At 70.8% G+C, this 24655-nt stretch carries 24 protein-coding genes; 9 read left to right on the top strand and 15 right to left on the bottom strand.

All coding sequences use genetic code 11. The features are described 5' to 3' along the window. The 4 genes from ABD332_RS51940 to ABD332_RS51925 form a co-directional block, all read right to left on the bottom strand. Positions 1-444 (bottom strand): carbohydrate-binding protein (locus ABD332_RS51940; protein ID WP_344513141.1); only part of this gene is annotated, 444 nt, incomplete at its 3' end. Between the two features lie 136 nt (positions 445-580). Next, positions 581-1423, bottom strand: a complete 843-nt coding sequence (gene modA / locus ABD332_RS51935) for a molybdate ABC transporter substrate-binding protein (protein WP_344513139.1) — start codon at positions 1421-1423, stop codon at positions 581-583. Between the two features lie 93 nt (positions 1424-1516). Next, positions 1517-2233 carry a lytic polysaccharide monooxygenase gene (locus ABD332_RS51930; protein ID WP_344513137.1) on the bottom strand — a complete coding sequence of 239 codons (717 nt, stop codon included), beginning with the start codon at positions 2231-2233 and terminating at the stop codon, positions 1517-1519. A gap of 164 nt (positions 2234-2397) precedes the next feature. Next, the gene (locus ABD332_RS51925; RefSeq protein WP_344513136.1) at positions 2398-3015 is read right to left on the bottom strand and encodes a DUF4253 domain-containing protein; all 618 of its coding nucleotides are present in this window, start codon (positions 3013-3015) and stop codon (positions 2398-2400) included. Positions 3016-3150: 135 nt separating this feature from the next. Between ABD332_RS51925 and ABD332_RS51920 the strand changes: the two genes are divergently transcribed. Beyond that, positions 3151-6048, top strand: coding sequence for an AfsR/SARP family transcriptional regulator (locus ABD332_RS51920; RefSeq protein ID WP_344513134.1), 2898 nt, complete (start codon positions 3151-3153; stop codon positions 6046-6048). Here the strand turns inward: ABD332_RS51920 and ABD332_RS51915 are convergent. From ABD332_RS51915 to ABD332_RS51895, 5 genes are all read right to left on the bottom strand, one after another. Continuing rightward, positions 5985-6467, bottom strand: coding sequence for a S26 family signal peptidase (locus ABD332_RS51915; protein WP_344513132.1), 483 nt, complete (start codon positions 6465-6467; stop codon positions 5985-5987). The two genes, ABD332_RS51920 and ABD332_RS51915, sit on opposite strands and share 64 nt — an antisense overlap. Further along, complete coding sequence (locus tag ABD332_RS51910) at positions 6464-8344, bottom strand: ABC transporter ATP-binding protein (RefSeq protein ID WP_344513130.1); 1881 nt, start codon at positions 8342-8344, stop codon at positions 6464-6466. The genes ABD332_RS51915 and ABD332_RS51910 overlap by 4 nt, the downstream gene beginning before the upstream one ends. Continuing rightward, complete coding sequence (locus ABD332_RS51905; RefSeq protein ID WP_344513129.1) at positions 8341-8865, bottom strand: thioredoxin domain-containing protein; 525 nt, start codon at positions 8863-8865, stop codon at positions 8341-8343. The genes ABD332_RS51910 and ABD332_RS51905 overlap by 4 nt, the downstream gene beginning before the upstream one ends. Then, on the bottom strand, positions 8862-9443 hold the full coding sequence (locus ABD332_RS51900; RefSeq protein ID WP_344513128.1) for a MauE/DoxX family redox-associated membrane protein: 582 nt from the start codon (positions 9441-9443) through the stop codon (positions 8862-8864). Before ABD332_RS51900 ends, ABD332_RS51905 begins: the two co-directional genes overlap by 4 nt. Positions 9444-9608: 165 nt before the next feature. Next, positions 9609-9806 (bottom strand): hypothetical protein, encoded by a 198-nt coding sequence (locus tag ABD332_RS51895; RefSeq protein ID WP_344513126.1) that lies wholly within the window; start codon positions 9804-9806, stop codon positions 9609-9611. 215 nt (positions 9807-10021) lie between these two features. Here ABD332_RS51895 and ABD332_RS51890 point away from each other — a divergent pair, with 215 nt between their 5' ends. The 5 genes from ABD332_RS51890 (at position 10022) to ABD332_RS51870 (ending at position 14838) form a co-directional block, all read left to right on the top strand. Next, positions 10022-10951, top strand: coding sequence for an ABC transporter ATP-binding protein (locus ABD332_RS51890; RefSeq protein WP_344513124.1), 930 nt, complete (start codon positions 10022-10024; stop codon positions 10949-10951). Position 10952: 1 nt separating this feature from the next. After that, on the top strand, positions 10953-11693 hold the full coding sequence (locus tag ABD332_RS51885; RefSeq protein ID WP_344513122.1) for an ABC transporter permease: 741 nt from the start codon (positions 10953-10955) through the stop codon (positions 11691-11693). 20 nt (positions 11694-11713) lie between these two features. Next, positions 11714-12973: a sensor histidine kinase gene (locus ABD332_RS51880; protein WP_344513120.1), complete on the top strand. Its 1260-nt coding sequence runs from the start codon at positions 11714-11716 to the stop codon at positions 12971-12973. Next, on the top strand, positions 12970-13599 hold the full coding sequence (locus tag ABD332_RS51875) for a response regulator (protein WP_344513118.1): 630 nt from the start codon (positions 12970-12972) through the stop codon (positions 13597-13599). The genes ABD332_RS51880 and ABD332_RS51875 overlap by 4 nt, the downstream gene beginning before the upstream one ends. Before the next feature lie 120 nt (positions 13600-13719). Beyond that, positions 13720-14838, top strand: a complete 1119-nt coding sequence (locus ABD332_RS51870) for a hypothetical protein (RefSeq protein WP_344513116.1) — start codon at positions 13720-13722, stop codon at positions 14836-14838. A gap of 103 nt (positions 14839-14941) precedes the next feature. Here the strand turns inward: ABD332_RS51870 and ABD332_RS51865 are convergent, their stop codons facing one another. Continuing rightward, entirely contained in the window at positions 14942-16207 is a 1266-nt protein-coding gene (locus ABD332_RS51865) for a COG4705 family protein (protein ID WP_344513114.1), read from the bottom strand. Positions 16208-16427: 220 nt separating this feature from the next. Between ABD332_RS51865 and ABD332_RS51860 the strand changes: the two genes are divergently transcribed. After that, complete coding sequence (locus ABD332_RS51860) at positions 16428-18056, top strand: sensor histidine kinase (protein WP_344513111.1); 1629 nt, start codon at positions 16428-16430, stop codon at positions 18054-18056. Positions 18057-18138: 82 nt separating this feature from the next. On the opposite strand, the gene ABD332_RS51855 is transcribed toward ABD332_RS51860, so the two are convergent. Genes ABD332_RS51855 through ABD332_RS51845 form a run of 3 tightly spaced genes read right to left on the bottom strand, consistent with a single transcriptional unit; the run spans position 18139 to position 20957 of the window. Further along, positions 18139-19182 carry an ABC transporter substrate-binding protein gene (locus ABD332_RS51855; protein WP_344513109.1) on the bottom strand — a complete coding sequence of 348 codons (1044 nt, stop codon included), beginning with the start codon at positions 19180-19182 and terminating at the stop codon, positions 18139-18141. A gap of 28 nt (positions 19183-19210) precedes the next feature. Continuing rightward, complete coding sequence (locus ABD332_RS51850) at positions 19211-20164, bottom strand: ABC transporter permease (protein WP_344513107.1); 954 nt, start codon at positions 20162-20164, stop codon at positions 19211-19213. After that, positions 20154-20957 carry an ABC transporter ATP-binding protein gene (locus tag ABD332_RS51845; RefSeq protein ID WP_344513105.1) on the bottom strand — a complete coding sequence of 268 codons (804 nt, stop codon included), beginning with the start codon at positions 20955-20957 and terminating at the stop codon, positions 20154-20156. The genes ABD332_RS51850 and ABD332_RS51845 overlap by 11 nt, the downstream gene beginning before the upstream one ends. A 362-nt stretch (positions 20958-21319) precedes the next feature. On the opposite strand from ABD332_RS51845, the gene ABD332_RS51840 reads away from it, so the two are divergent. Together ABD332_RS51840 and ABD332_RS51835 are read left to right on the top strand one after the other, a co-directional pair. After that, positions 21320-22030 carry a response regulator gene (locus ABD332_RS51840; RefSeq protein WP_344513103.1) on the top strand — a complete coding sequence of 237 codons (711 nt, stop codon included), beginning with the start codon at positions 21320-21322 and terminating at the stop codon, positions 22028-22030. A gap of 42 nt (positions 22031-22072) precedes the next feature. Beyond that, the gene (locus ABD332_RS51835) at positions 22073-22420 is read left to right on the top strand and encodes a VOC family protein (protein WP_344513101.1); all 348 of its coding nucleotides are present in this window, start codon (positions 22073-22075) and stop codon (positions 22418-22420) included. Between the two features lie 33 nt (positions 22421-22453). Here the strand turns inward: ABD332_RS51835 and ABD332_RS51830 are convergent, their stop codons facing one another. Further along, positions 22454-23716: an IS4 family transposase gene (locus ABD332_RS51830; RefSeq protein WP_344513099.1), complete on the bottom strand. Its 1263-nt coding sequence runs from the start codon at positions 23714-23716 to the stop codon at positions 22454-22456. Between the two features lie 133 nt (positions 23717-23849). Further along, the gene (locus tag ABD332_RS51825) at positions 23850-24632 is read right to left on the bottom strand and encodes an SDR family NAD(P)-dependent oxidoreductase (protein ID WP_344513097.1); all 783 of its coding nucleotides are present in this window, start codon (positions 24630-24632) and stop codon (positions 23850-23852) included. Between the last annotated feature and the right edge of the window lie 23 nt (positions 24633-24655).

Raw genomic sequence — 24655 nt, 5'->3', positions numbered from 1 at the left:
CACGGTGGTGGAGGTGCCGGTGACGGTGGCCCGCACGGTGCTGCCCTCGTAGACGCGGTAGCCGGTGACGGTGCCGGTCGAGGCGTTCCAGGCGAGGGTGAAGCTGGTGTTCGTGGTCGCGGTCACCCGGAAGTTACCGGGAGCGGACGGCGTGCCGGCCGGCGTGGTCGGCGGGGGAGTGGTCGGGCCGCCGCCTCCGGTGCACGTGCCGAGGTCTGTCCACAGCGACGGCGTGGTGGACGGGGTCCAGCCGGTCCCGGGGTAGGCGGTGTGGGTCTGCAGCGCCCGGTACGTGTGGCCCTGGTACGTGACCTGGGTGCCGACTGTGTAGGTGTTACCTTCGGCCCAGACCGGGGCGGTGCAGGCGGCCTGGACGGCGGCGCTGCCGGCCTGTGCCTGGAGCGTGGGGACGAGCACGATTGCCGTCATGACCGTGGCGGCCATGCCCGCTGCCAGTGCGAATTTACGACGTTGAGAGCTCATTGGACTCCTCGCCATCGATGGATCGATGGCGAGGAAACTATCAGTTAACACTGTTAAATGTAAGAGGCGGTTACTTTCCTGCTTGCTCATCCGTAGGTCAGGTGGGTGACAGGCCGGCGTCGGCGAAGATGTGCCGCGCCAGGGCGGAGCCGAGGAACGCCACGAACGCGTCGGCGCCGACCGTGTTGGGGCCGGTCGAGACCTTGATGGCGGTGTACTGGTCGGCGATGAGCAGCGCCTGGGAGAAGTCGAGGGCACGCAGGTCGTTGCCGGACGCGACGACGTCGGTGCGGTAGACGAGCGCGGCGTCGGCGGCACCCGAGCGGACCCGTGTCAGCGCGGTGGCCGGGTCCGGATCGACGGAGACGGGGCGCACGTCGACGGCGGCGGCCGTGAGCGCGGCGCGGCTCACCCGGCCGCACGGGGTGGTCTCGGCGCACAACGCCACCCGCCTGCCGGGAAGGTCGGCGAGACCGGCGATCCCGGCGCTCGGCGCGACGGCAATGACGATCGGGTCGCGGGCGACGACGGCGGGCTCACCGCGGGCGTGCCCGGCCGTGACCTGGGTGGTGGCGACCGCGTCCGCGGACACGAACACGTCGACCGGCGCGCCGGCGAGGATGTGCCCGGCGTGCTCGGAGCCGCGGCCGTACTCCACCGCGATCCGGACACCCGGGAATGCCTCCTCGAACTTTGGCACGAGCTGGGTCAGCGTGGCGCGCAACTCGTCGGCGGCGTGCACGACGACCGTCCCGCCCGGCGCGCCGGACCCCACCGGTCCGCCGGCGGCGTGCTGGTGGTCGCTGCCGGCGGATGCCGGCGCGGCGGCAGGCGCAGGTCCGGAACTGGGCGACGGGCCGGAACACGCCGCCAGGCCGAGACCGGCGACAACCGCGGCCACCGCGACAACGGCCACGACGTTCTGGCTGCGCAGGTTCATCGGCGAGGGCTCCGCTCGATCGGGTGCTCGGAACCGTCCGGCCCGGGATGCCCCGGGCCGGACGGCCTGTTCTTCATCAGTACGTGTGCCGGATCAGCAGGCGCCGTTGTCCTGCCAGACGCCCCACTCCCCGGTGGTGCCCGGCTCCTCGCCCTGGGTCCACCAGCGCGCGGTGTACTTGCGGCTCTTGTGCGAGACGGTCATGCCGCCGGTGTAGACGGCCGAGGCGCTCCACGCCGCGCCGCAGTTACCGGTCGGCGGCGGGGGCGGGGTGGTGCCACCGCCGCCACCACCGCTACCCACGTTGACGTCGACGCAGGAGTAGAACGCCATCGCCGTGTCGTAGATGTTCCAGACGGCGAGGATCTTGTGCCGTCCGCTGGGCAGCCCGGTGACGTTGTGGTTGACGATCTGCGGCGGCTGCGCGTTGCCGTTGGTGAACGTCTGGTGCAGGTTGCCGTCGACGTAGTACTGCCAGTTGAGCGTGCGGTGCATGGCGGTGTTGCGCCAGGTGAACGTCTGCGAGCTGCTGATGTTCGTGACGCGCCAGCCCTTGTTGTCCTGGTCGAGCACCGTGTAGCTGCTCCCGCCGCTGCAGTTGCGGGAGCCCTTGGGCGCCTCGACGCTCTGCGGTTCGTACTGGATGGAGCCGCAGTTCGCGACGACACCGGTGGCGCACTGGTCCTGGCGGCTCGGTGGGCTGGTGACCCAGCCGTGAGCGCTGGCCGGCGTGGCCGAGAGGATCACGGTGAACAGCGGGGCGGTGAGGAGGGCGGCCGCCAGGACCGCCAGTCTTCTTCGGAGGGTCATGTTGCTCCTTCGGCAGACGTGAGTCATCCGTTGACGACCGGTCCGCCCACCGGCGTCGACCTTCCCATCAGGGAACGTCAATCAGTTAAGTTTGTCAACAGTTAACCGTCGCCGGTCCACGCCACGCTGGGGGTCGCAAGCCACCGAGTGCCGGCGGCGGAACCTCAGTCCCACCAGAATGACCAGATCGGCGCATCGATGAGTCGGCTGGCGTAGGTGGTGAGGTCCGGTGCGCTGCCCTGCCAGACGTTGTCGGGACAGAACGCGAAGTGCTCCGCCGCGATGGTGAGGGCGGCGGCGTGGTTGGTCGGTGGGGCTGCGACGCTCAGGTAGAGCTCGGCGAACCCGACGCCGATGACGCGTGTGGCGAACCGGTGTTCCCAGGAGCGCAGTACGGCCGAGAGCTTCGCCGTGTCGTTGTCGTAGTTCGCCGGGCCTTGCCATCCGGCTGCGGTGATGGAGTCGGTGCCACGGGCGGTGGCGACCAGGCCGAGCCGTAGCCCGGGGTTGCCGGCCAGCATGACGCTCACGCACTCGTCGGCGTGCAGGTCAGGATCGTCGCCGACCGGTTGCGGCGCGGCGAGACCCGGCCAGCGCTGCCCGTATGGAGCGGTGACGGCGAGACGCTCGGCCGGCGACATAGCCATGTCGCCGTACCGTCCACATTGGATGACGGTGCGGCAGAAGCCCTCCTGCGGCGCGTGCCCGTCGACGCCGCGATGTTCGAGCTGACTGGAGACGGCGACGGCCGGCGGTTCGTGGCGGGAGCCGGTCGGCGGCATGGTGCCGGTGGTCGAACAGCGCCTATACAATGCAAATCACCTGAATCAACCAGCGACTATGGCTGAGGTGGATCTGCTGCGTACCGGGGTAGCCAAAGGCGCGGCGGTCCCGGCCGGTGACCCGGGCACGTGCGGGTGAGCGAGCAGGTCGCGGGTGGACGGATCGACGTCTCCGTCCTGGGCCCCGTGCAGCTCCGCCGGGACGGTGTCCCGGTCCCGCTGGGGCCGCAGCTCACCACGCTGCTCGCCATCCTGCTGCTGGAGCTGGGCAAGCCGGTGCCGAGCCGGCGGCTGGCGACGCTGCTGGCCGGCGACGACGTGTCGGACGCCGCGCGGGCCACCCTCCGCAGCCACGTCGCCCACCTGCGGCGCGCCCTCGAACCCGGTGAGCGGGGACAGCGCGGCAAAGGGCTCATCGCCACGGCCGGCCACGGGACCGCGGCGGGGTACCGGCTGGACCTGGAGCCGGCGTGCGTCGACGCCGTCCGGTTCGAGGAGTCGGTCCGGGAGAGCCGCCGGCTGCTGGCGCTCGGCGACGCCGAGCAGACCGACCGGGCCGTCGCGGTCCTGCGTACCGCGCTCGACGACTGGCACGGCGAGCCGTACGCCGACCTCGCCGACAGACCCTTCGCGTTGGTCGAGATCGCCCGCCTGAGAGCAGTGCACCGCGCGGCGCTGCTCGCCTACGCGGAGGCGGTCAACGAGTCGGGGCGGCACGCCGAGGCGATCGGCGACCTGATCGGCGCGGTGGCCGCCGACCCGTACGACGAGGGCCTGCGCTGCATGCTCGCCCTCACCCTGTACCGCGACGGCCGGACCGACGAGGCGGCGGAGGTGTGCCGGCACGGTCTGGCGCTGCTGGGTGGCCGGGGCATCGACGCGCCGGAGCTGCACCGCCTGCAGCGCGACATCCTGCGGCGGGAGGTGCGGCAACCGGCAGGCGGGCCGGCCGGCCGGTCCTCGGTGCCCCGGATGCTGCCGCCGGACCTGCCGCGTTTCGTCGGCCGGGCGCAGGAACTGTCCACCGCGGAGGCCCGGCTGGTCGGCCGCGACGAGCCGCGGTCGGCGGTGCTGCTGGTCCTCGGTCCGGCCGGGGTCGGCAAGACGAGTGCGAGTCTGCGGCTGGCCCACCGGCTGGCCCCACGGTTCCCCGACGGGCAGCTCTACGTCAACCTCCGCGGCTTCGACGCCAGTGCCGCGGCGCTGGCGCCGACCGAGGTGCTGCGCGTCTTCCTCGAGGCGCTCGGCGTGGCACCGGAGCAGATCCCGGCCAACCTCAACGCGCAGATGGCCAGGTACCAGGCCCACCTGCGGGACCGCCGGATCCTGATCGTCCTCGACAACGCTCACGACGCCGACCAGGTCCGGCCGCTGCTTCCCGCCTCGACCACGTGCGTGACGGTGGTGACCAGCCGGAACCGGATGTCGTCCCTGATCGCCGTCGACGGCGCCCACCCGCTCACGCTGGGCCTGCTGGACGAGGAGGAGGCCTGCCAGCTGGTCGGCGATCGGATCGGCGCCGACCGCGCCGGGAAGGAACCCGAGGCCGTCTCCGAGATCGCCCGGCTCTGTGCGGGACTCCCGCTGGCCCTGTCCATCGCGGCCGCCCGGGCCGCCGCCAACCCCCAGTTCACCCTCCAGGCCCTCGCCGATGACCTGGCCGGGGCCGGGGTGCTGGACCGGCTCGCCGACAGCGACTCGTCGGTGGACGTCCGCGCCGTGTTCTCCTGGTCCTACCGGGCGCTGACCCCGGCGGCGGCCCGGCTGTTCCGGCTGCTCGGCCTGCATCCCGGCCCGGAGTTCACCGCCGCCTCGGCGGCCAGTGTGGCCGGGGTGGGCCGGCGCGCGGCCAACGCCCTGCTCGCCGAGCTGACCGGTGCCCACCTGACCGGGGAACGGGTGCCGGGCCGGTACGTCATGCACGATCTGCTCCGGGCGTACGCGGGTGAACTGAGCGAGGCCGAGCCCGAGCGGGCTGCCGCACGGCGCAGGATGCTGGACCACTACCTGCATTCCGCCGTCGCGGGGGACAGGGCGCTGATGCCGCACCGGCAACCGGTGGCGATGGCCGCACCGGAGGAGGGCGTGACGCCCGAGGACATCGCGGAGGTCGACCCCCTCGCCTGGTTCACCGCGGAGCACCAGACGCTGATCGCCATGGTCGGTTGCGCCGCCCAGGCCGGTCTCGACCGGCACGCCTGGCAGCTGGCCTGGGCGACGGCGACGTACCTCGGCCGGGGCAGCTACTGGCACGACGTGCTGACCACCCAGTCCCTGGCCCTGTCGGCGGCGACCCGCCTCGATGACCGGCCGGCGCAGGCCCAGTGCCGCAGGGAGCTCTCCCACGCGCTCGCCGGGCTCGGGCGGCCGGAACAGGCGCGGTTCCAGCTGCACCGGGCGCTGACCGACCTCGCCGATGCCGCGGATCCGAACGGCCAGGCGTACATCCACCTGAGCCTCGGCTGGCTGTGTGAGCTGCAGGGGGACCGGCGGACGGCGGCACACCACGACCAGGTCGCGCTCGACCTGTTCACGCGGGGCGGCGACCGCGGCGGGCAGGCCCGGGCACTGAACGCGGTCGGTTGGGATCTCGCGCAGGTCGGCGACTACCGGCAGGCCATCGGATACTGCCGGCAGGCGCTGTCCCTGCACGCCGAACTGGGCGACGACGCCGGGGCCGTGAACACCTGGGACACCCTCGGCTACGCCTACCAGCACCTGGGCGAGTACATCATCGCCGTCGAATGCTACGAGCAGGCACTGGGCCTGAACGTCGGGCACCGCTTCAAGGAAGCCGAGGCCCTGGCGCATCTCGGTGACTGCCACCACGCCCTGGGTGACATGACGGCCGCCGCGGCCAGTTGGGGACGGGCGTACGCGATCATGACCGAGCTGCGCACCGACGGCGCCGAGGCCGTGCGGGCCAAGCTGGAGCTGTGCGGCACCCGGACCAGGCTGGCGGCCGCCGGTCAGGTCGAGGGCGAGCGACGGGCGTTGAGCACCGCGCCCAGCACCCGCGCGCCGGAGAAGTAGCCCATCCGCCGCGAGTCGAAGCTCGAGCCCGGATTGTCGCCCAGGAGCACGACCATGCCCGGCGGCACCCGCTCCCCGGCCAGCGCCGGCACCCGGTCTCGGGGCACCGGATCGCCGGGCACCGCCGCCACCCTCTTGATCAGCCACCGGCGCCGGCCCACCTCGGCCGCCGGGGCGCCGTCGGGCAACAGCGGCAAGTGCCACGTGCCGTCGAGGGACGGGTACTCCACGACCACCACCTGTCCCACGGCCGGCATGCCGCCCCGCCGGACCAGCACCCGGTCGCCGTCGCGGTACGTCGGCTCCATGCTGGCGCCGTGCACGGTCACCGCGACGAGACGACGTGCCAGGCACCGTCCGAGCAGGACCGCGCCGGCCAGGGCCGCCGACACCCCGTAGATCAGCATCCACACGATCATCTCGCCTCCGTCGTCAGCGCGCCCTCGGCGTGTTCGCCGTAGCCGGACGCCTGCAGGTCGAACAGCCTGCGGTAGGTGCCGCCGGCCGCCATCAGGGAATCGTGCGTGCCTCGCTCCGTCACGCCGCCGTCGGCGATGACCACGATCAGGTCGGCGTCGCGGAGGGCGCCCAGCCGGTGCGAGATCAGCACGCTGGTGCGGCCCGCGCGGTACCGCAGCAGGCGGTGATGGATCTCGTGCTCGGCCGCGGCGTCGAGGCCGGCCGAGGGTTCGTCGAGGATCAGCAGGTCCGGCCGGTCCCGCAGGAAGGCGCGGGCGAGCGCCAGCCGTTGCCACTGGCCACCCGAGAGGACCACGCCGGTGGTCGGGTCCTGCTTGTCCGCTTCCTGGTAGAAGATCCGGGACAGCAGGGTGTCATACCCGTGCGGCAGCGCGGTCAGCACGTCGTGGACGCCGGCGGTACGGGCGGCGGCGGTGATCCGTCCCCGGTCCGGCAGGGCGGTGAGATCACCCAGCGCGATATTCTCCGCCGCGGTCAGGTCGTAGTGCATGTAGTCCTGGAAGACGGCGCCGATGCGGCGCCGCAGCTGGACCGGGTCGACCTCGCGGATGTCCACCCCGTCCCAGAGCACCTGGCCACGGCTGGGGTCGTGGAACCGGCACAACAGCTTGACCAGCGTCGACTTGCCGGCACCGTTGAGCCCGACGACCGCGAGGGTGGCGCCGGCCGGGATCCACAGGTTCACCCCACGCAGGACCCACGGCGTCCCTGCGGAGTACCGGAACCACACGTCCCGCAGCTCGATACCCCGCCGCAGCTGATCGACCGGCCGGGCGACCGGGGCGACGGGCAGGTCGGGCGGGCTCGTCGTCACCGCCACGTAGTGGTCGAACATCAGCAACGCGTGGTGCGCGCGGGCGATCTCCGCGGCCAGTGAGGCCAGCGCGTTCTGTACACCGGCGACCGCTGCGACGAAGACGGTGACGTCACCGACCGTGATCCGGCCGGCCGCCGCGGCGCGGACCGCCCACAGCAGGCCGACGCCGGCGACGACCGCGGCCACGAGCGCCAGGCTGACCTGCGCCACCAGCTCGCGGCGGTCGTTGAGGTGCTTGGCCCGGTTGACCGTCCGGCGGTCGGCCAGCATCCGGGCCCGCAGGTGGCCGCCGGTGCCGAACAGCCGCACCTCCTTCGCCGCCGCGGCGGTGGAGAGCAGCTGGCTGTAGAAGAACTCGCGGCGCTCCGCCGGCCCGATCCGCCACTGCATCCCGGCCCGGTAGCGGGCGAGCAGCATCTCGGTCGCGAGCATCGGCACCGCCGACGCCAGCACCAGCACGGCCAGCATCGGGCTGAACAGGTAGAGCGACCCGAGGAAGCCGGTGACGGTGACCGCCGTCCGGGCGGTGCCCAGCACACCGTCCACGACCTGGCTCGGGGTGCTGCCACCGGTCTGCTGGGCGAGCCGGAGCCGGTCCAGGAACTGTGGGTCCTCGAACCGGTCGAGGCCGACGAAACGGTCCACCGCCGTGAACAGCCGTTCCTGCGCGAGCAGGCCGACCGACCGGTCCAGCTCCGCCCGCAGGAACTGGGTGAGCTGCGGCGCCGATCCCGCCACCATGCCTGCGACGGCGAGCGCCAGTCCGAGCTGGGTCAGGGTCCTCGGCGCCGCGTCGCCGGCGAGCCCGTCCAGGATTCCCTTGGTCAGCCACGCCATCAGTACGGGCAGCGCACCGGCGCCGAGCGTGAGCACGACGTACCCCAGCAGGGTCACCGGGGCGGCGCGGCCGACGAGCAGGCAGGCCGTGCGGATCCGCCGTGCCGACCGCGCCGGTGGCGGCGCCTCGACGCCGCCCCGCCGTGTCCGCCACCCGGTCATGCCGGGGCCGGCGCCGTCTGCTTGATCCGGACCACCCGGCCGGCGTCGTCCGGGCCTACCCACATCATGGTGGGGTAGGTGAAGGCCCGGAACGCGTTGCTGAGGGGACCGCCCTTCGGCTCGACCACGACCCGCGCCACCGCGGCGAGCCGCTCGGCGAACCCGTCGGCGTCGCCGGCTCCGTCGGCGACGACGGCGAGCACCTGATCCCGGCCGCCGGGCACCCGCCGGGCGTGCTCGACGAGTTCGGGCAGCTTCTCCCGGCAGGAGTCGCAGGACGTGGAGACGAAGGCCACGAAGGTCTCCCCACGCAGCAGCTCGCGGCGTACCGGCACGCCATCGGTGTCGACCGCGGCGAAGTCGCCCACCGGGTCGGCGATGCCCAGCTCGGCGGAGGGCCCGGCGTTGTTGGACAGCAGCGCCGTGTGCTCCCGGAGACGCTTGAGCACACCGAACGTGAGCAGGAAGTTCACCGTGCTGAGCAGGCCAACGACCAGAACGGCCGCGACAAGAACGGTCATCTGTTGCTCCTAAACGTAGTGGTGAGTCGCGGATCGTGCTCGACCCCGCGGAACACGGCCGCCAGGTCGTCGAATCTGGTGGCCAGGAAGCCCAGCAGCAGGCCGGCGAAGCCGGCGAGCAGCAGCCCCGCCGGCCGGAGGGAGCCGGGTGGTGACGCAGCCGCCGCGAACGCCGCGGCGGCTCCCCCCGTCGCCAGACCGGTGAGCAGTATGTTGCGGCCGACGTGCCGGCGGCCGAGCCGCTCGGTGGAGGCGCCGAAGCAGCGGCAGGTGCTCGCGGTCCCCCGTCGTACCGCGACCGCCACCCCCACCGTGAAGACGCCCAGCAGCAGGGCCGCACCGACCAGCGCGAGGCCGGGAACGAGCCCCGTGGGCACCGCCAGCGCCGCGCACAGCACGCCCTCCGCCACCACCAGGACGATCGCGGCCGGCCGGACCAGGCGTCGCGGCAGCAGGCCGACGCCGCGCAGGGAGGCGACGAACGCGGGGAACGCGCCCCGTCCCCACAACTTGCCGACCGAGGACGCCAGGAACACCAGCCCGATCGCGCAGCGCACGGTGATGGCCAGATAGTGCATCGGAGATCCCTTCGCTTCGACTCGTTGGCGCCCGGCCGCCCCGGCCGAGGCCCGACCACCCGTCTCCGACCGTGGATTCCACGTCGGAGCACCGGCGTCGCGACCTCGGCCGGAGACGGGAAGCCGCACGGCGGCAGCGGTCAGCCGCCCCGCGGCCTCACCTGATCAGCAGCCCTTGCACAGGATCCATTCACCGGGCTTGTCGATCTCCCCGACGGTGCAGGCGTCGCAGGGCAGCGCCCGCCCGCACCGGCTGATGCACTGCCAGCACGACGGCCAGCTGCCACAGCCCGCCGACGCACTGATCTTGGGCACGAACATGGCCAGCAACCGGCCGCCCATGCCCTCGACGATTCCCCTCATCCGAGCCTCCTGACATACCCGAGGAGCACCGTGCTACCTCTGTGGAACACACTGCCGAGCCGCGGTGCAAGCCCGGTGCAAAGGCCGTGGAAGCGGTGTGGAAGCACGTCACCGGACGGTTGAGCGCATCCACCGATCGGTTGATACGGAGGCCCACCGACTGAGGTGTCGCGCGGTCGATCCGCCGCGGCGCGCCGTGGCGCAGGCTGAAGGGCGTGGACATCATCACAGTCACCGACCTGCGGAAGCGGTACGGTGAGCGCGACGTGGTCGACGGCGTTTCGTTCGCCGTGCGGGAGGGCGAGATCTTCGGGATCCTCGGCCCGAACGGCGCGGGCAAGACCACCACGGTCGAGTGCATCGCCGGGCTGCGTCGGCCCGACGGCGGCACGATCAGCGTGCTGGGGCTGGATCCGCGCCGCGACGGGGGCGAGCTGCGGCACCAGCTGGGCATGCAGTTGCAGGAGAGTCACCTGCCCGACCGGATCACCGTCGCCGAGGCACTACGGCTGTACTCGAGCTTCTACCGCGACCCGGCCGACTGGGAGGCGCTGCTGTCCGACCTCGGCCTGTCCGAGCAGCGACGCACCCGCTTCGGCAAGCTCTCCGGCGGACAGAAGCAGCGGGTGTCGATCGCGCTCGCGCTCGTCGGCAACCCGCGGGTGGCGGTGCTCGACGAGCTGACCACGGGCCTGGACCCGCAGGCCCGCCGCGACGCCTGGGACGTGGTCGAGCAGGTCCGCTCGCGCGGCGTGACCGTCGTGCTCGTCACCCACCTCATGGACGAGGCCGAGCGGCTCTGCGACAGGGTGGCGCTCATCGACGCCGGCCGGGTCGTCGCGCTCGACTCCCCGGCCGGGCTCGTCTCCAAGGTCGACGCGCCGCAGCGGATGCGGTTCCGCCCGGCGAGCCCGCTGGACGACCGGCTGCTCACCGAGCTGCCCGAGGTCACCGGGGTGACCCGGCAGGGCCCGCAGGTGATCGTGACCGGCACCGGCAACCTGGTGCACGCCGTGACCGCCGTGCTGGCCCGCAACCAGATCATCGCCGCCGAGCTGCGGGTGGAGCAGTCCGGCCTGGACGACGCATTCCTGGCGCTGACCGGGCGCCAGGCCGAGACGCAACCGGACGAGCAGGGAGCCTGAGGTGTCAGCACTGTACCGAATGACCACGGCAGAGCTGCGGTTGTTCCTGCGCGAACCGAGCGCCTACATCTGGTGCACCGCCTTCCCCGTGGTGCTCCTCGTGGCATTGGGCAGCGTTCCGCCGTTCCGCCGCGCGGATCCGGCGCTGGACGGGCTGCGCGTCATCGACCTGTACGTGCCGATCATCGCGATCATGGGCCTGGCCGCCATGGCGCTGTTCGTGACGCCGCTGTTCCTCGGGCAGTACCGGGAGAAGGGCGTGCTGCGCCGGCTGGCCACGACGCCGATCGGCCCGGGGCGGGTGCTCGCCGCCCAGGTCGCGGTGCAGGCACTGCTCGCCGTCGCCACGCTGCTGGTGCTGTACGTGGTGGCCGGCCTCGCCTTCGACGTGCGCCCGCCGGGACAGGTCCTCGGGCTCGGGTTGGTGTTCCTGCTCACCGCGGCGGCGATGTTCGGGCTGGGTCTGCTCGTCGGCGCGGTGACGCCCTCCAGCCGTGCGGCGAGCGGCATCGGCACCGCGCTGTTCTTCCCGCTGATGTTCTTCGCCGGCCTGTGGGTGCCGCGCGAGGTGATGCCGGACAAGCTGGTGCGCGTCAGCGACTTCACCCCGCTCGGCGCGGCGGTCCAGGGGCTGCGCGACACCACGGACGGCGGCTGGCCGTCCGGCCAGGCCGTCGCGGTGCTGGCCGCCTACGCGGTGCTCGCCGCGCTGCTCGCGATCCGATGCTTCCGCTGGGAGTAAATCTACGGTGGGGTAGGGGCATGACGAGCGTGCCGGCCGAGCTGCCCGAGACGTTGGAGTCGCGGCTGCGCCTGCGGCGGCTCCTGGTGCCCCTGCCGTACATCCTGCTCGGCGTGTCGGCGGTGCTGGTCCTGCTGAGCCCGGGTCAGAGCGCGGGCGACCGGCTGGTCACCGTGGCCCTGGTCGCGGTGACCGCCGCCTGGGCGCTGGGTATGTACACCCTGCGCCCGGCGTCGTGGACGCAGCGGACCGGCCCGATGTTGGTGTACGTCGGCGGGCAGCTGGCCCTGGCGGCGGTACTGATGTCCTGGCAGCCGGCCTTCTTCGTCTTCGGCACCATCGGCTTCGTGCAGGCCTACGAGGTGCTGCCGCCGCGGTGGGCGTTCGTCAGCGTCTTCCTGACCTCCTGCCTGGTCAACGTGCTGCCGGGCGGCGTGCCCGACACCCCGGAGTGGGCCACGATGGTGGTGCTGATCGTGGCCCTGCAGACGTTCCTCATCGGCTGGTTCGGCTATCTCGGGTACCGCTTCAGCGACGAGACCGAGCAGCGCCACCGGGCGGTGGCGCAGCTGCGGACCGCGCTCGCCGAGAACGCGGGCCTGCACGCGCAGCTGCTCGAGCAGGCCCGCGAGGCCGGCATCCACCACGAGCGGCAGCGGATGGCCCGCGAGATCCACGACACCCTCGCCCAGGGGCTGACCGGCATCATCACGCAGCTGCAGGCCGCCGAGCGGGTCCGTGACGACCCGCGGCTGTGGCGCCACCACGTCGACCAGGTCCACACGCTGGCCCGGGAGAGCCTGGCGGCGGCCCGCCGCTCGGTCGCCGCGCTCGGCCCGCAGGAGTTGGAGGACGTCCGGCTGCCCGACGCCGTCGCCGACCTCGCCGCGCGGTGGTCGCGGACCTCGGGCGTGCCGGTGCAGCTGGAAACCACCGGCGAGGCGCGCACGCTGCACACCGAGATCGAGGTCACGCTGTTCCGCGCCGCACAGGAGGCGCTGGCCAATGTGGCCAAGCACGCCGGCGCCGCCCGGGTGGCCGTCACCCTGTCCTATCTTGACGACGTGGTGATGCTCGACGTGCGCGACGACGGCGCCGGCTTCGACCCGGCGGCGGTGCCGCCCGGCGGCGGAGCGGACGGCAGCGGCTTCGGCCTGCACGGCGTGCGCCAGCGGGCGGAGCGCGTGCAGGGCACCCTCACCATCGAAAGCGAACCCGGCGACGGCACCACCCTCAACGTCACCGTGCCGGCTCTGACCCCGGAAACGAGGCCGACGTGACCCCGCCCATCCGCCTGCTCATCGTCGACGACCATCCGATCGTGCGTGACGGGCTGCGGGGCGCGTTCGCCGGCACCGCCGAGTTCGAGGTCGTCGGCGTCGCCGGCGACGGCGCCGCGGCGGTCGAGCGGGCCGTCGAGCTGCGGCCGGACGTCGTGCTCATGGACCTGCGCATGCCGGTGGTGGACGGCGCCGAGGCGATCCGGCGGCTGCGGCAGCGGGCGCCGGAGGTCCGGGTGCTGGTGCTGACCACGTTCGACACCGACCACGACGTGCTGCCCGCCATCGAGGCCGGCGCCACCGGGTACCTGTTGAAGGACGCCCCCGTGGAGGACCTGCTGCGCGCGGTGCGCTCCGCCGCGCGGGGCGAGTCGGTGCTGGCGCCGGCGGTGGCCGGGCGGCTGATGGGCCGGGTCCGCCGCCCGGTGTCGGGCACGCTGAGCCAGCGCGAGCTGCAGGTGCTCAAGCTCATCGCCGACGGCGCCAGCAACCGCGAGGCGGCCGCCGGCCTGCTCATCAGCGAGGCGAGCATCAAGACCCACCTGCTGCACATCTACGACAAGCTCGGGGTACGCGACCGGGCCGGCGCGGTCGCCGAGGCGTTCCGCCGCGGCCTGGTCTCGTAACCACAGGGGAGCGGCCGCCCGCCGTTCACCTACAAGTTGTAGGAGTATTGGTCGAGTGCCGCCGGGGCGTAACCGAGGCGGACGACACTCCGGGGGCAGATCGTTCCCGGAGGAGTCGCGATGCGTACCAAACTGTCCCTCGGCCTGACCGCGGCCGGCGCAGCCCTGATCCTGGGCGTGGTCCTGACGGCCGGCGGCCCGTCGCCGGCGATCGCCGACGGCGGTCACGACGACCGCGGCCACGGCGACACGTTCGACGTGGGCCTGTTCGGCGACATGCCGTACGGCGACTACGGCCGGTCCCACATCGGCAACGTCGTCGCCGACATGAACGCGAGCCACCTCGCCTTCTCGGTCTTCGACGGCGACATCAAGAACGGCAGCGAGCCCTGCTACGCCGACCCGCACCCGACCAACCCGGCCAACCCGACTCCGGACAAGGCGGTCGCCGACGCCGCCCACCCGGACGTGTACAAGGACGCGAAGGGTCTCTTCGGGCAGTTCCAGGCGCCGGTGGTCTACACCCCCGGCGACAACGAGTGGACCGACTGCGACCGCCCGAGCACCGTCGGCGGCCTGGTGTCGGACTCCAGCGACCGGCTCGCGTACCTGCGCTCGATCTTCTTCACCACGAACCTCAGCCAGGGCCAGCGCCCGATGAGCGTGATCCAGCAGAGCGCTGCCTACCCGGAGAACGCCCGCTGGACGCGCGGCCCGGTCACGTTCATCACCGTCAACATCCCCGGCAGCGACAACAACTTCGCCGACGGCGGCAAGAACGGCCCGGCCGAGCAGGGGCAGGCCGAGTACGCGGCCCGCAACGCCGCGAACCTCGAATGGCTGCGCGCCGGTTTCGCGGCGGCCAAGGCCGCCCGCAGCAAGGGCATCATGATCATCACGCAGGCGGACATGTGGGACCCGACCGCGGTGCTGACCCACTACGCGGACACCAAGCGGGAGCTGTTCGTGCAGACCACGACCTTCAACGGCCGGGTGGTCCTGGTCAACGGCGACAGCCACAGCTTCGAGACGGACAAGCCCCTCACCGACTACGCGACGACGAACGCGGCCGGTCTGGCGGGACCGAATGTGGTGGAGAACTTCACCAGGGTGACCACCTTCGGCGAGGCCCAGAACCATTGGGTGAGCGCCACCATCGACGCCCGCGACCCGAACGTCTTCAGCTTCGAGCAGCACCTGGTGACGGCCAACCTCCCGGCCTACACCCCGCCCGCCTGAGCGGCACGCGTCTCTAGGTACATCGGCGGCATGATCGACGGGTCGTGCGTGAGCGGGTCCGCATCAGTCGGTGCGGACCCGCAGTCGGCAAACTGCCGCCCCGTCAGACCCCGTCGAAGGTGTTCAGCGTCTTCATCAGGTCGGCCACCGCGGATGCGCAGGCGGCCTGGGTGGGATGCGCCGCGCGCAGGACGGTGAGTGTGGCGTCGATCCGGTCGTCGACCTCGTGCCACCGGGTGGCGTCTCGCGGCTTGAGCCCTGCCTCGGCGTTGTCCCAAGCCACCTCGAGGTCCTTGACGCGGGTCTTCGCGCCCGCGAGGTCGTTCGAGGTGACCTTGTCCTGGACGTCGGAGACGATCGCCGCGAACTTGCTGAGGTTGCCGAGCTTGGTCGTCGGGTGTACGAGTTGGGCCACCGGGGCGGACGCGCTCGCCCCGGTGGCCGTGGTCTGGGCGGCGTCGGCCTGCGGTTCCGTGCCCGGCGACGATCCCTGCACCAGGCTGAGCCCGAACCCGGCCACGACGACCGCCAGGGCGCAGACACCGGCCCAGGCGTGGTCCTGGCCGCGGCCGCCGCTCGGTCCGGCGTTCTTCTCGGCGACTCCGTGGCGGCCGACCAGGAGCTGCTCGCGGACGACGAGCACGAGGATGGCCGCCAGGAACAGCAGACTGGTGACGCTCGCGCCGAGGGCCAGCCCGCCGAGGTCCTTGTCCTGGGTGAGCAGATCGCCGAGCGACGCCCCGAGCGGCCGGGTGAGCACGTAGGCGATCCAGAACGTCAACACCTGCCCGGCGCCGAGCCGGAACGCGATCCACGTCGCCAGAATCAGCCCGCCGAAGAGCAACGTGCCGTTGCGGAAGCCGAGGTTGAGCGCCTCGGTGGCGAAGTCGCCCGCGGCGGTCCCGAGCGCGAACGTGGTCAGGATCGCCGCCCAGTAGAAGCCCTCGCGGCGAGGCGTGTTGATGGAGGCAATGGCAAGCGTGCGTTCCTGCCGGTACCAGATCGCGAACACCGCCGCCAGCAGGACCGCGAACACGGCGGTGCTGAGATGGAGCGGCACGCCCAGGATGTCGGTGAAGAAGTCGGTGATCTGGGTGCCGACGATGCTCACCAGCACCACACAGAGCCAATAGATCCAGGGCGTGTACCTGCGGGTGCGGAACTGCACGACCAGCGCGGTCACCAGCAGGGCGAGCATGATCGCGTCGGTCACCGCGGGTCCGAGGCCGACGCTTACGGCGAGGTAGTCCGCGACGGTCTCCCCGATCGTCGTGGACAGCACCTTGATGACCCAGAATGTGGCGGTGATCGCGGGCACCTTGGTCTGCCACCCGCCTGGAGCCACGAGCCTGTTGGTGGTTACGGACACAGCTCTCCCTCATGACGGCGCCGTAGGCGTCGAATCCGCAGAATGCCGTGGAAACGTAGGCCCGCCGTCCTGAAAGTTCGCTGAAAGAGACGCGCCCTGTTCCGCCGCCGGCGGGGTGATGTCGCCGTAGCCGACGGCTGCATGGCGCCCGGACGGGTAGCGCCGCCCCTCGCTCTGGGGGCCGTTCGCGGCGGGTCGTGTGCCGCCGTACCGTCGTGGCATGCTTCGCCCGCGGTTGAGTTTCGCGCGCCAGACGCTGCTGTTGCAGGTCGTCGTGATCACGCTTGTGGTGAGTGTCGGGCTGTTCGTCTTCGGCTGGCTGCTGGATGGTGAGCTGACCGTGCAGTACGGCGAGCGAGCCCTCGCTGTCGCGCATTCCGTCGCCACGGACCCGGACATCGTGGAGGCCGCGAGCCGGGTCGACCCTCGCACCGGCCGGCACGATCCGGACGGCGTGGTCCAGGCGCGGGCAGAGTCGGTGCGCCTCAGCACTCACGTGCTCTTCGTCGTCGTCACCGACAAGGACGGCATACGCCTGTCACACCCGATCCCGGGCGAGGTGGGGCACCGGGTGAGCACCGATCCTTCTGAGGCGTTGGCCGGTCGCGACGTGGTGACCGTCCAGCGGGGCACGCTCGGCGACTCCGCCAGGGCCAAAGTGCCACTGCGCGATCAGACCGGTCAGGTGATCGGCATCGTCAGCGTCGGCATCGACCTGGACGACATCCAGACGCGCTGGCGGGGGATCGTGGCGGTGGCAGGCCTGTACACCCTGGCGGCGCTGGCGCTCGGCGTGGCGGGGGCGGCGCTGCTGACGCGGCGGCTGCGGCGGCTGACGCTCGGCCTGGAGCCCCATGAGCTCGCCGAGCTCCTGCAGGAGCGGGAGGCCGTGCTGCACGGCATCGGTGAAGGGATGCTCGCGGTGGACGCCGCCGGCCGCATCTCCGTCTACAACGGGGAGGCCGAACGGCTGCTGGGCATCCATTCGCCGGTGGGTGCCACGCTGGCCGACATCGACCTGCCCGTGGGTGTCCGATCGGCACTGTCCGACGACGGCGATGCGGACAACCTCGTCACCGTCGCCGGCGATCGGGTGCTGGTCGCCACCCGCAGGCAGGTCTGGCGTGAGGGGCGAAGTCTCGGCCGGGTGCTCACGTTGCGTGATCGCACCGACTTCGAGAAGCTGGTCAGCGAGCTCGACGCCGTCCGGACACTGACGGAGGGCCTGCGGGCGCAGCGGCACGAGTTCTCCAACCGGCTGCATCTGATCGCCGGTCTGCTCGAGACCGGGCACCACGTTGAGGCGGTGGAGTATCTCCACATGGTGTCGGCCTCGTCGGTCGTCATGACGGATGCGGACGACCAGGCGATCCTGGACCCGTACCTGCGGGCGTTCCTGGCGGCGAAGCGGGCCATCGCCGCCGAGAAGGGGGTGGGCCTGGACATCAGTGAGGGCAGCTGGGTGGCCCGGCGGGTGACGGCCCCGGTCGAGGTGATCACCATTCTGGGCAATCTGCTCGACAACGCGATCGACGCCGCACGTCTAGGCGCGACGCGCCCGGCCTGGGTGGAGATCGTGCTCGCGGGCGAACAGGACACCCTGCATGTGAGCGTCGCCGACTCCGGTGACGGCATCGCGTCGTCGATGACGGACCGCATGTTCGAACAGGGCGTGTCGACGCGGGCCGGCGACAGCCGGGGGCTCGGACTGGCCATCGTCCAGCAGTCGGTGCGCGCGCTTGGTGGCGCGGTATGGCTGGCCCAGTCCGGCGGCGACGGCGAGGGCGCGGTGTTCGCCGCCCGCCTGCCGGCTGTGCTGGCTGCCGACACGGGAGCCGACCAGGACTGATCGTGACAGGTCGGCGGGTCCGCAATGGTGGGACCCGCCGACCGTCGAGTGATCGCTGCGGATCAGGTCGCTGAACGACCGGTCACGCCTTCGGGACCTTGGTCACGAACTCGGTCGTGTACCCCTTCGCCACGTCGATGGACGCCTTGCCGCTGGCGACCTCGGGGATGCCGGCGGCGAGGACCTCGATGACGTTGCGGGCGCCGTCGGGGTCGATGACGCCGTCGGTGGTGAACCCCTCCTTGGTCTCCTTGATCGACGCCGCGTACAGCTGCGGGTTGCCTCCCGCGTAGTCGGCCGGCATCTTGGCGGCGATGTCCTCCGCAGAGCTGCTCCCGATGTACCGCAGGGTCTTGACGAAGGCGTTGGCCAGCTTCTGGGACTCCCGCGGGTGGGCCGCCACCCAGTCGCACGGCATGTAGAGGGAGCTGGCCGGGTAGAGCCCGCCGAGCGCCTTCCTGGTGCTGTCCACAGTGGACAGGTCGACCAGGGTCGTCGCGGTGCCCTTGCTCAGCAGGGTGGTCGACGTGGGTGGCGTCGTCATGCCCGCGTTGATGCCGCCGTTCTCGATCGCGGCGACGAACGTGGAGCCGGCGCCGGCCGCGACGCCGACGAAGTCGCCCTCCTTGACGCCGGCCTTCGCCATCAGCGAGTTGATCAGGGCGTTGGTGGAGGAGCCCTTGCTGGTGAACCCGACCTTCTTGCCCTTCAGGTCCGCCATCGTCTTCACCGTCGCCGCGTCCTTGGACGACAGCATGACCTTCTCCAGCGGTGTGTTGGCGAACTGTACGACGCTCCGGACGCACTTGCCCTTGAGCTGCAGGGTGTAGGCGTGGTCCATGAATCCGACCACCCCGTCAAGGTGCCCGGCCAGCATCTCGTTCTCCTGGTTGACGCCGTTCTGCTCGTCGGAGAGCTCGACCTCCAGGCCCTCGGCGGTGAAGTAGCCCAACCGTTCGGTGAGCATCGCGGGCAGGTAGATGACCTTGTTGATGCCACCGACGCCGATCCGGACCTTCGCCAGCGGACCTTCGGTGTTCGGGGCCGTCGGCCTTTCGGCCGTGCTGCAGGCCGCCAGGCCGGCCGAGAGGCCGACGGCGAGGATGGTTGTCAAGAACTTCCGCATGTTCCAGTCACTCCTTTGTGGATGGTCGCTAGACATGGCTGGCTTCGCTCGCCGAAGGCGGGCGCCAGCGGAGCAGGCGTTTCTCGAGCGCTGTGAGCAGCCACTCCGCGCCGAGGGCGACGACCGTGATGATGATCATTCCGGCGTAGATCCCGGCCGCGTCGAAGGTGCCCTGGGAGTGGGCGATCAGCAGGCCGAGGCCGCGCTTGGCGCCGATGACCTCACCGACGACCGCGCCGATCAGCGCGAAGCCGAAGGCGACGTGCAGCGAGGCCAGGATCCAGGATGTGGCGCTCGGGATGACGATGGAGGTGAGCACCTTCGTCCGGCTCGCCCCCAGGATGCGGGCGTTGTTGACCAGGTTGCGGTCCACCTCGCGGGCGCCTTGAAACGCGTTGAAGAAGACCGCGAAGAAGACGAGGACCACGGCGGTGGCGATCTTGGAGGACAGGCCGAGGCCGAACCAGATGACGAACAGCGACGCGAGCACGATCCGCGGAATGGCGTTGGCGGCCTTGATGAACGGGGCGAGCACCTCCGCGGCGAAGCGGGCCCGGCCGAGCAGGATGCCGAGCACGACGCCGGCGATCGACCCGATGACGAAGCCCGACGTCGCCTCCCAGAGGGTGACGCCGATGTGCTCCCAGATCGGGCCGCTGCTCGGCCCGACGGTGAACCAGTCGTGCAGGCGTTGCCAGATCTGCGAGGGCTGGGAGTAGAAGAACTGGTCGATGCCCCAGCGTTGGGCGTGGTCCTTCCAGTCCAGCGGCTTGCTGAAGTGGGTCCGCCCGTCGAAGTCGACCCAGTAGCGCGCGGCGAGTTCCCACGCCGACAGGCCGACCGTGACCAGCAGGAGCCGGACGCCCCAGACCAGTGCGAGATGGCGGTGCCGTGATCTGCGCGCGGCCGCGACCGCCGCGCGTTCGGCGTCTGCGGACGGTGCCCGCGTCGGGTGCCGCGGTACGTCGGTGTCAGGCAGCATTGAGCGTCGCTCCCCTTCTCGCTCGGGCGACCTCTTCGCGCAGGCAGTCCCAGATCTCGCGGTAGATGTCGAGGAACGCCGTGGTGAGACGGATCTCCTCGACGTCACGGGGTCGAGGAAGATCGATCACGAAGTCGGCCTTGATGGTCGCCGGGACGGCGGTCAGCACGACGACCCGGTCGGCGAGTGCGATCGCCTCCTCGAGGTCGTGCGTCACGAAGATCACGGCCGCGCCGGTGCCGGCCCACAGTCGCAGCAGCTCGTCCTGCATCAGGCTGCGCGTCTGTACGTCCAGCGCGCTGAACGGCTCGTCCATCAGAATGATCTTCGGTTCGTTGACGAGCGTCTGCGCGAGCGCTACCCGCTTGCGCATGCCACCGGAAAGCTGATGGGGGTAGTAGGACTCGAAACCGGCGAGGCCGACCCGCTCGACCCAGGTCGTCGCGACGGCCCGCGCGTCAGCCTTGCGCACGCCACGGAAACGCGGTCCGGCGGCGACGTTGTCCAGCACGTTCTTCCACGGCATGATCGCGTCCTGCTGGAACATGTAGCCGATGCCCGCCGGGATTCCTTGCACCGGCTTGCCGCCCACCAGAACCTCGCCGGAAGATGCCGGTTCGAGGCCCGAAACCAATGACAGCGTGGTGGATTTGCCACAGCCGGTCGGGCCGACCACCGCCACGAATTCGCCGGGGCGAATGGTCATGGTGAGGTTCTGAACCGCTGTCATGATTCCGGTCGAGCCGCGGAAGCGCTTGGTCGCCTCCCTCAACTCGATCACGGGTTGGGTCACGTCTCCTCCTTGTGTTGCCCGGCGATTACAGGGGTGTTTCACCGGGTGTTGCGGAGGAGGGTATGGAGCCGGCCAGCTGGCTTCCAGCCTTGCCGTTGTTGCGAAGGCAATTGACGTTCTGGAGGTTTCGCGCGTTTTGCTCGCGGCGGTTCACGGGTGGCGGGTGGCCAGGGGGCCGGCCCCTGCGTCGCACGTCGTGCCTGCATGACGAGCGACGCGATTGACACGACGCGACGTGCAAACCTAATCTGGGCCCGCTGCAGCCGACGCGCGGTTCACCAACTCAGCGGCGAGGCGTGGCTGGTTCAGCCGGAGATGTGGTCCCGTCGCACACCCGCTGACCGAACAGCGGAGGTCGACTGATGATCCGAGTCCTGGTGGTGGAGGACGACTTCCGGGTCGCTAAGGTCCACGTGAGCTACACCGACCGGGTGCCCGGATTCCGGGTCGTCGGAACGGCCCTGACGGCGGCCGACGCCCGCCGGATGCTCGCCCATGAGCAACCTGACCTGATGCTGCTCGACACCTACCTGCCCGACGACTCGGGCCTCACGGTGCTGGCCGAGACCGACGTCGACACCATCATGCTGACGGCGATGTCCGATGCGGCCGCCGTCCGCAAAGCGTTCGCACACGGCGCATTGAACTACCTCCTCAAGCCGTTCACGGCCGAACAGCTGGTCGACCGCCTCACCGCGTACAGCCGCTACCGAACAGCGCTCGCCATGTCGTCCGGCGGCACGTTCAACCAGGAAGACATTGACCGCTGCCGACGCCACCTGCACTCCGGCGACCGGACGGTCACGCCGAAGGGACACTCAAGCGTCACCGCCCGGCTCGTCGCGGAACGCCTCCAGGTGCTGCCCCACACGGCACGAACCGCCGCGGAGATCGCAGCCGAACTCGGCATCGCGCGAGCCACCACGCAACGCTACCTGGCCGCTCTCGAGCAGGACGGTCTGGCATTGATGAGCCTGCGCTACGGCGCCACCGGTCGCCCCGAACACCTGTACCGCTGGAAGGGCCCAACCGGCGGCGATTCCGGACCCGGGCCAAGCCTTCCTGGGCGCTGACATGCCGGTGCCTGCTCATTCGTCACGCCATAGACTCGGGGCATGGCTGTCAAGCGGATCAAGCCCAACATCCGATCCGATCGCTTCGATGAGAGTCGGGCCTTCTACACGACGGTGGTCGGGCTGCAGGAGCAGGCCGGTCTCGACTGGATCTTGTTCTTCGGGACGGACCGTCGTGAGGTGCAACTCAGCGTCATGAGCTTGGACGTCAAGGCCGGCGTGCACCCCGACATCTCCATCGAGGTCGACGACGTCGACGCGGTGTTCAGCCGCGCTGTCGAGGCCGGAGCCGAGATCGTCTACCCCCTCACGGACGAGGAGTGGGGTCTGCGCCGCTTCTTCGTCCGAGACCCGAGCGGCACGGTCATCAACGTGACACAGCACGCATGACCTCATCGCAATGAAGCCTCGCGGATGTCGGGCTCAGGTTCCTGCGGCATCATGACCACATGAGCGGGCAAGATCCTGGCTGTAGTGGGTAGAACTGTACGAGGGCCGGCTCAGGGCGGCGCGCGCCGCTTTGATGACGCTGACTCGATCCGGGTCGATGTCGGCGCCGCTGGCAGCCTGGCAGATCAGGGCGCTGATCGCGTGCTGGACCAGCAGGTAGGCCCAGACCTCTTGATGAACCAGGTCCGGGCTGCGTGAGCGCAGCACCCTGCCGGGACCGCGCGGCAACATCTTGAGCTGGCCGTTGGGTGCCTCGGCTTCCCAGCGTTGCTGGTAGCTGCCGGCCAGCTCGGCCGCGGTGACATCGGCCGGGTCGTGAATATTGGTGATCAGAACGATCAATTCGCTGCTGTCGCGATTCGGGATGTCGTACTCGATGATGCGGACCACATGCGCGGCAGCGGGATCCGGCTTGGCGCCGCTTTTCGCCTCCGCGAGCAGCCGCGCACGGTGCTGACCCCGGATCTGCGGGTCGATCAGCACGGACAGATAGGTGCCATCGGACAGAACTTCCAGCACCGGCAGACGCAGCTGGGTCGGCGCCCGCCAACACAACGCCGCGCCAGTAAGCGCTGCCGCGCTGAACGCCTCGAAACTGTAGAAGCACCGGTCGGCCATCAGCAACCAGTCCGACGACAGTGTGGGCAGCAGCGTGGCGGCCATCGCCTTCTCACTGTGCGCCCACGGACCCACCTCAGCGTCAATGAACGCCTGCGAGCCGCATTCGGTCAACGCGACCACTCGCACCTTCGGAAACGCCGACCGGGCTTGGGTGTTGCCGGCGTAGCCGAACTCGGCGGCGTTCTCGGCGGTGTCGGGCACATCGACATCGAACCCATCGATGGCCACCAAGCGTCGGCCTCGAAGCCACGCCCCGCGGGTGGCCAGTTGCGCGATCGGTTCCGCGACCCGGTAGAACGTCTCCCGCAACACATCGCGGCCCAGCCGCTTCCGCGCCTGCGTGATGCCCGACGACGTGGGCGGTGCCCACCTGGCATCCCACACCCCGAACGCCGACAGCGAACCGGTCACTTTCTGCGCGACCTCTTCGGTGCCGTCCTCGGCGAACAGACACAACGCCATCGTCAGATACGCCGTCACGTGCGGCGGCAGCTTGCCGCCCCGACGCCTCTCCTCCACCCCGCACACCGCGACCGCTTCGTCGACCTTGAACCGCGGAACCGCAGCGACCAACACCCCCAACGACACCTGATCCGGTCGGCTGACCACGCCCACGTCATCAGTCGAAGTATCCGAATCCTGTATCACCCAGCCACAGTAGAACCCCGCAGTCAGCCGCCAGCACCACCGCGCCGCCGAACCGTCAAGATCAACGTAAGCGCGTCCAGGCCTTGAGGTTTCGCGGTTGCTAAAGGCGTTCGTGGAGTGTGTCGGGTGGGCTCAGGTCGATCGGGTTGGGGCCGGTCAGTACGCCACCCTCGACGGGGAGGGTGTGGCCGGTGATCCAGGCGGCGTCGTCGGAGCCGAGGAACGCGACCGCCGCGGCGACGTCCTCCGGTTCGCCGACGCGGCCGAGCGGGTACATCGCTCTGAGTTGGTCCAGCGCGCCCGGCTGGTCGTCCCAGTTCGGTGTCCGGATGGTGCCGGGGGCGACGACGTTGAAGCGCACGCCGAGCGGGCCGTACCGGGCGGCGTAGTTCTGCGACATCGCGATCTGGCCGGCCTTGGCTGCGGCGTACTCCACGTTGCCGAAGGCCGCGATGGCGTTGACCGAGCTGATCGTGACGACGTTGCCGCGGGTCTTCACCAGGTGCGGGATGGCCGCCTGGATGCAACGGGCGGCGCCGACGAGGGTGAAGTCGAGCTGGCGGTGCCAGTCCTCGGCCGAGGTGTCCTCGGGCATCGTGGTGACGATGCAGCCGCCCGCGTTGTTCACCACCAGGTCGAGCCGGCCGAACCGCTCGACCGTCGCGGTGACCGCGGCGTCGACGTCGGGGCGTGAGGTGACGTCGACCTTGACGCCGAGCGCGTGCTCCGCACCGATCTCCTCGGCCAGCGCTGCGACCGCGTCCTCCTGCAGGTCGGTGATGACCACCGCACCGCCCTCGGCGGCGATCCGCCGGACGACGGCCCGCCCGATGCCCTGTGCCGCCGCCGTGACGAGCGCGACCTTGCCCTCGAACCGCCGCATCAGCACTCCTCCAGAATCGTTAC

Source organism: Dactylosporangium maewongense (assembly GCF_039531485.1).
Taxonomy (GTDB): domain Bacteria; phylum Actinomycetota; class Actinomycetes; order Mycobacteriales; family Micromonosporaceae; genus Dactylosporangium; species Dactylosporangium maewongense.
This window is presented reverse-complemented; position numbering and strand designations above follow the sequence as displayed.